This is a genomic window from Halorhodospira sp. 9621 (genome assembly GCF_022228055.1).
GTDB lineage: Bacteria > Pseudomonadota > Gammaproteobacteria > Nitrococcales > Halorhodospiraceae > Halorhodospira > Halorhodospira halophila_A.
In genome coordinates this window covers 1-4,958 of record NZ_JAJNRD010000060.1, presented here as the reverse complement: position 1 = coordinate 4,958, position 4,958 = coordinate 1, and the positions used below count along the sequence as shown (strand labels likewise).

Annotated in this window: 5 protein-coding genes; 2 read left to right on the top strand and 3 right to left on the bottom strand. The window is 73.2% G+C overall.

What is annotated here, in order from left to right; genetic code table 11:
- The first annotated feature begins 125 nt into the window (after positions 1–125).
- On the top strand, positions 126–725 hold the full coding sequence (locus LRF89_RS12870) for an ATP-binding cassette domain-containing protein (RefSeq protein ID WP_238634226.1): 600 nt from the start codon (positions 126–128) through the stop codon (positions 723–725).
- The gene (locus tag LRF89_RS12865; protein WP_201242393.1) at positions 725–1,525 is read left to right on the top strand and encodes a metal ABC transporter permease; all 801 of its coding nucleotides are present in this window, start codon (positions 725–727) and stop codon (positions 1,523–1,525) included. Before LRF89_RS12870 ends, LRF89_RS12865 begins: the two co-directional genes overlap by 1 nt.
- Here LRF89_RS12865 and LRF89_RS12860 read toward each other — a convergent pair.
- The 3 genes from LRF89_RS12860 to fliI form a co-directional block, all read right to left on the bottom strand.
- Positions 1,516–2,934 (bottom strand): flagellar hook-length control protein FliK, encoded by a 1,419-nt coding sequence (locus tag LRF89_RS12860; protein ID WP_238637317.1) that lies wholly within the window; start codon positions 2,932–2,934, stop codon positions 1,516–1,518. The genes LRF89_RS12865 and LRF89_RS12860 overlap by 10 nt on opposite strands.
- A 77-nt stretch (positions 2,935–3,011) precedes the next feature.
- Positions 3,012–3,476, bottom strand: a complete 465-nt coding sequence (gene fliJ, locus LRF89_RS12855; protein WP_201168510.1) for a flagellar export protein FliJ — start codon at positions 3,474–3,476, stop codon at positions 3,012–3,014.
- Positions 3,473–4,822: a flagellar protein export ATPase FliI gene (gene fliI, locus LRF89_RS12850; RefSeq protein WP_201168512.1), complete on the bottom strand. Its 1,350-nt coding sequence runs from the start codon at positions 4,820–4,822 to the stop codon at positions 3,473–3,475. The genes fliJ and fliI overlap by 4 nt, the downstream gene beginning before the upstream one ends.
- Positions 4,823–4,958: the final 136 nt, after the last annotated feature.

Here is a 4,958-nt window from a genome sequence, read left to right as displayed (position 1 = left end):
GGGGCCCCGGCCCCCCCCGGGGGGGCCGGGGGGGCCCCCCGGTACCCGCGCCCCTTACCATGACGCGACCCGGACGGGGCACGGTCCCGCCCGGGTCGTTCTTCCCCACGACAAGGATCCATCTCGTGGCGCAACCGCTTCTCGAGATCGAACAGCTGCGGGCTGGCTACGGCGAGCCGGTGGTCGGCCCGGTTTCTCTGCAGGTCCACCCCGGCGAGGTGATCGGCCTGGCCGGCCCCAACGGCTGCGGCAAGAGCACGGTGCTCAGTGTCCTCACCGGCCAGGCGCAGCGCTTCGGCGGCCAGGCCAAAACGGCTGCCGGCGCCGGCATCGCCTGCCAGTCCCAGGCCCCGTACCAGGGCGGCGAGCTGCCCCTGCGCGGCGACGAGCTCCTGACGCTGATGGGCGCCGACCCCGCCACCCTGCCCGAGCCGCTGCAGCCGCTACTGCGCCGGCGCATCGACCGCCTCAGCGGCGGGCAGCGCCAGAGCCTGCTGGTCTGGTCCGTCCTCGGCCACCCCGGGGCCCTGGTGCTCCTCGATGAACCCACCAACAACCTGGACGCCCGTGGCCGGCAGCTGCTCATCGAGGGACTGAATCGGCTGGACGCCGGGCGCGGGGCGCTGGTGATCAGCCACGACGCCGACTTCATCCGCCAGGTCTGCCACCGGGTGATCACCCTGGAGCCGGGCGGGCATCTGCAGCGAACGGAGACGGCCGCGTAATGGAACTGCTCTTCGACCCCCTGTTCCGTCTGCCGTTCTTCGCCGGGCTGACCGCCGCCGTGGCGGTGGCGGTGGTCGGGCTCTACCTGCGCCTGCGCGGCGAGTGGCTGGCCGCCCTGGGCTTCGCCCACCTGGCCGGCGCCGGCGGCGTGGCGGGCCTGCTGCTCGGCGCCCCGCCGCTGGCCGCGGCCCTGGCGGCGAGCGCCGTGGCGGTGGCGATCAAGGGCGCCCTGCACCGAACCGGCAACGACGTCTACGCCTGGCTGATCCTCTTCGGTTGGGCGGCGATGATGCTCGGCGCCTCGATGACCTACCACGCCAAGCTCCTCGGCGAGAACCTGATGGAGGGGCAGCTCTACTTCGTCGGTGCCGAGGAGTTGTGGGCGACGCTGATCGTCGCCGGTGCCGCCGCCGTGCTCCTGCCGATCATCTCGCGCCGGCTGCTGCGCCACGAGCTCTTCCCCGGCCACGACGCCGCCAACGGCAAGCCGCTGTGGCCGGTGACGCTCGGTTTCGATCTGATCGCCGCGGCGGTAGTGGCGATCACGGCGCTGGTGATGGGGGTGATGGCCGCCTTCGCCCTGGTCTTCATCCCGGCCTGGCTGGCCTTCGCCCTGGCGGGCGGATGGCGGCGCGCCGTGGCCTGGGCGGCGGGGCTGGCCGCTGCGATCTACACCGCGGCGTTCGTCACCGCCATGGCGCTGGATCTGCCCTTTGCCACGGTCCTGGTGGGCATCGCGGCGGCCGTGGCGCCGCTGCGCCTGCTTGCTGGGCGGCTGGGCGGGCGGCTTCAGGCGTAGTGGTCGATCAGCCCGCGGCCGCTACTGCCGGCTGCGGCGGCCTCCCCGGCATCCTCGCCTTCTGACTCGGCGGCCTGCAGGGACTCACCGCCGTCGGGATCGGTCTCGTCCTCACCGCCGTCGCCCTGGGAGATATTCACGTCCACCTCCCCCTGACCCTGGTCGGCCAGGAACTGCTTGAGCCGCTCCAGGTCCTGCTCCAGGGCCTCGCGGGTGGCCGCGTTGTGCGTGGTGATGTTCACCGTGGTGCGCTCGTCACCGACGTTGACCTGGATGTCCAGCGGGCCGAGGCCGGGCGGATTGAGCTGCAGCCGCGCCTGCTGGACATTCTCGTTGACCATCCACACCACCCGCTCGCCCACAGCGGGGGTGAAACCCTGTTGACCCACCGGCTGCTGCACGGTGAACTGCAGGCCGCCGCCGCGCTGACTGCCCTCCAGCCCCTGGGCGGCAGCCAGCAGTCCGCTGAACTCGCCACGAGCGGCGCCCTCGTCCCGACCGCGCTGGCCCGACTGCAATGCCTGCAGCAGCGCCTCGGCGGCGGCGCCCCGCTCACCGCTGCCGGTCTGCCCGCCCTGGCCACCGGGGCTCTGGCCGCCGGCGGGGTCCAGCCCGCCGGAGACGGCGTTAAGCAAACCGCCGGCGCGCAGCTCCCGGGCGATCTGGTCGCCGAGGGCGCCCTGGCGCGCGCCCTCGGCGTCATCGCTCCCCCCGACTCCGGAGAGCATCGCGGTGGTGGCGGCCGCAATGGCGGCCAGGCCACCCTCCCCGGCCTGCTCTTCGACCTGCTCTTCGGCGGGTTCCGCGGCCAGACCGGCACCGTCGAGATGGGCCAGGCGCTCCTGGAGCGCGGCCACCAGCTCCTTGCCCGAGAGCCCCTCGTCCTCCAGCTCGGCCAGCGCCTGCAGGACCTCGGCACGCTCGGCAGCCAGCTGACGCTGGCCCTCCAGCCACGCCTCAAGGCGCTCGAGCTTGTCCGTCTCGCCCTCCAGCAGCGCCTGGAGCTTGCTGGAACGCTCCTGCGGGTCGGCGTTGCCCAGCTCTTCGAGCAGCGCCGGGTCGAGCTCCGCCAAGGCCTGCTCGGCGTCCCCTTCGCCCATCCCCGCCAGGGCGTCCATGACGGCCTGCAGTTTCTCGGAGAGCTCATCCAGGTCCGGCGCCACCTCCTCCAGCTCGGCCGGCAGTGCCTCGCCGTCCAGCGGCAAGGCCTCGCCGTCAAGCTTGCCGCCGAGGGCATCGAGCAGCCCCTTGAGGTCAGCCTCATCAAGGCCCGCCTCCTTGAGCGCGGGACTCGCCAGCAGCGCCTCAAGGAACCCGCCGGCCTCGCCCCCGCCGTTCAGGGCTGCGCCCTCCGGGCGCTTGCGCACCGAGGCGTCGAGGTCGAGCGTGGCGGGGTCGATGGGTGGCATGCGGCTTCCTCCAGCGATGGCGACGAACGCGTCCCCGGATCAGGTGCAAGATCCGAACCAGCACGGCGCCCCCGGGGCTACCCCCCCTGGCCGGGCAGATCCCCGCGCTGGATGGCCTGGTAGAGCATGCGCGCCACCTCGTCGGACTCCTGGCGCTCGCGCCGCTCAGCCGCCGCCTGCTCGGCCTCGGCGCGGCGCTCGACGACCTTCTCGATGGTGCGGTGCTCGCCCCAGCGGCGCAGCCACTCCTTGTGCAGCTGGGTGACGCGGCGCTGCTGCTGGGCGATCTGCTGGCGCTGCTGGACGATGGCCTCGTCGAGCCGCGTCAGGAAGGCGTTGAAATCGCGCAGGCGGGCCGCTTCGATGGCGTTGTCCTGGGTCAGCTGGCGGCGGTACTCCTGGCGCATCTCGAGGATCTCCTCCAGGCGCGCCTCGCCCTGGCGCAGCTCCCCCTCGGCCCGGGCCAGCTGGCTGGCGGCCTGCTCCTTGCGCTGGTCGGTCAGCCGCTCCACCGGGCGCAGTCGCTCGGCCCCCTTGCTCATCCGCTCACCTCACCGGTCAGTCGTCCCAGGGATGCCAGGGACTCGTCGAAATCCACCGCCTCGCTCACATCCTGCTGCAGGAAGGCGCGCAGCCGGGGCTGGTACTGAATGGCCTGGTCGACCAGCGGGTCCGAGCCGCGCTGGTAGGCGCCCACGCTGATCAGATCCTCGTTCTGGCGGTAGGCGGTATAAAGCTCCCGGAAACGCTGCGCCGCCTTCTGGTGGGCGCCGTTGGTGATGGCCATCATGGCGCGGCTGATCGAGGCCTCGACGTCCACCGCCGGGTAGACGCCGGAGTCGGCCAGACTGCGCGAGAGCACCAGGTGGCCGTCGAGGATGGCCCGCGCCGAGTCGGCGATGGGCTCCTGCTGGTCGTCGCCCTCGACCAGCACGGTGTAGAAGGCGGTGATCGAGCCGCCCCCGTCGGCGCCGTTGCCGGCGCGCTCGACCAGCCGCGGCAGCAACCCGAAGACCGACGGCGGATAGCCCTTGGTGGTGGGCGGCTCGCCGATGGCCAGACCGATCTCCCGCTGCGCCTGAGCGTAGCGGGTCAGCGAGTCCATCAGCAGCAGGACGTTGTAGCCCTGGTCGCGGAAGTACTCGGCGATGCTGGTCGCGCGCATGGCGCCGTGGAGCCGGAAAAGCGGCGACGTGTCGGCCGGTGCGGCGACCACCACCGCCCGCGCCAGGCCGTGGCGGCCCAGGATCTCGGTGATGAACTCGCGCACCTCGCGCCCCCGCTCGCCGATCAGCCCCACCACCACGACATCGGCGGTGGTGTAGCGGGTCATCATGCCCAGCAGCACGCTCTTGCCCACCCCGGAGCCGGCGAACAGGCCCATGCGCTGGCCTCGGCCAACGGTGAACAGGGCATTGATCGAGCGCACCCCGACGTCCAGCGGCGCGGCGATGGGGGCGCGCTCGAGGGGGTTGATCGGCTCGGCCATGAGCGGTGTGCGCTCCCGCGCCTTGAGCGGACCGCCGCCATCGATGGGCTGCCCGCCGCCGTCGATGACCCGGCCGAGCAGCTCCTCGCCCACCCGGGCCTGGGCGCCGCTGCCCCGGGGCACGACCCGGGCATTGGGCATGACGCCGCGCAGATCGCCGGTGGGCATAAGGTAGAGGCGGTCTCCGGCGAAACCCACCACCTCGGCCTCGACGCCGCCCTGGCCGTCCTCGATGGTGCAGCGCGCCCCGAGCGGCGCCCGACACCCCTCGGCCTCCAGGGTCAGGCCGACCATGCGCCGCAGCACGCCCTCCACCGGGGGGCGCACGGGCTCGATGTGCTCGACCCGGCGGCGCACGCGGGCGGTCCAGTCCTGGGCCAGACCAGCAACGGTGCTCATCGACCGCCCCCGTCATCGCCGGCCGGGGCCTCGGCACCCTCGCCACCGGCCTCACCCGCCGTATCGTCCTCCTCGGCGCCGGGGGCACGACCGCGATAGCTGCGCTGCACGGCCTCGCCCCCCTCGCCGGCGTGGG

Bases quoted from the DNA above. Each gene is read 5' to 3' on its own strand.
- LRF89_RS12865 (WP_201242393.1), top strand. From the start codon at position 725: ATGGAACTGCTCTTCGACCCCCTGTTCCGTCTGCCGTTCTTCGCCGGG.
- fliJ (WP_201168510.1), bottom strand. From the start codon at position 3,476: ATGAGCAAGGGGGCCGAGCGACTGCGCCCGGTGGAGCGGCTGACCGAC.
- fliI (WP_201168512.1), bottom strand. From the start codon at position 4,822: ATGAGCACCGTTGCTGGTCTGGCCCAGGACTGGACCGCCCGCGTGCGC.
- LRF89_RS12860 (WP_238637317.1), bottom strand. From the start codon at position 2,934: ATGCCACCCATCGACCCCGCCACGCTCGACCTCGACGCCTCGGTGCGC.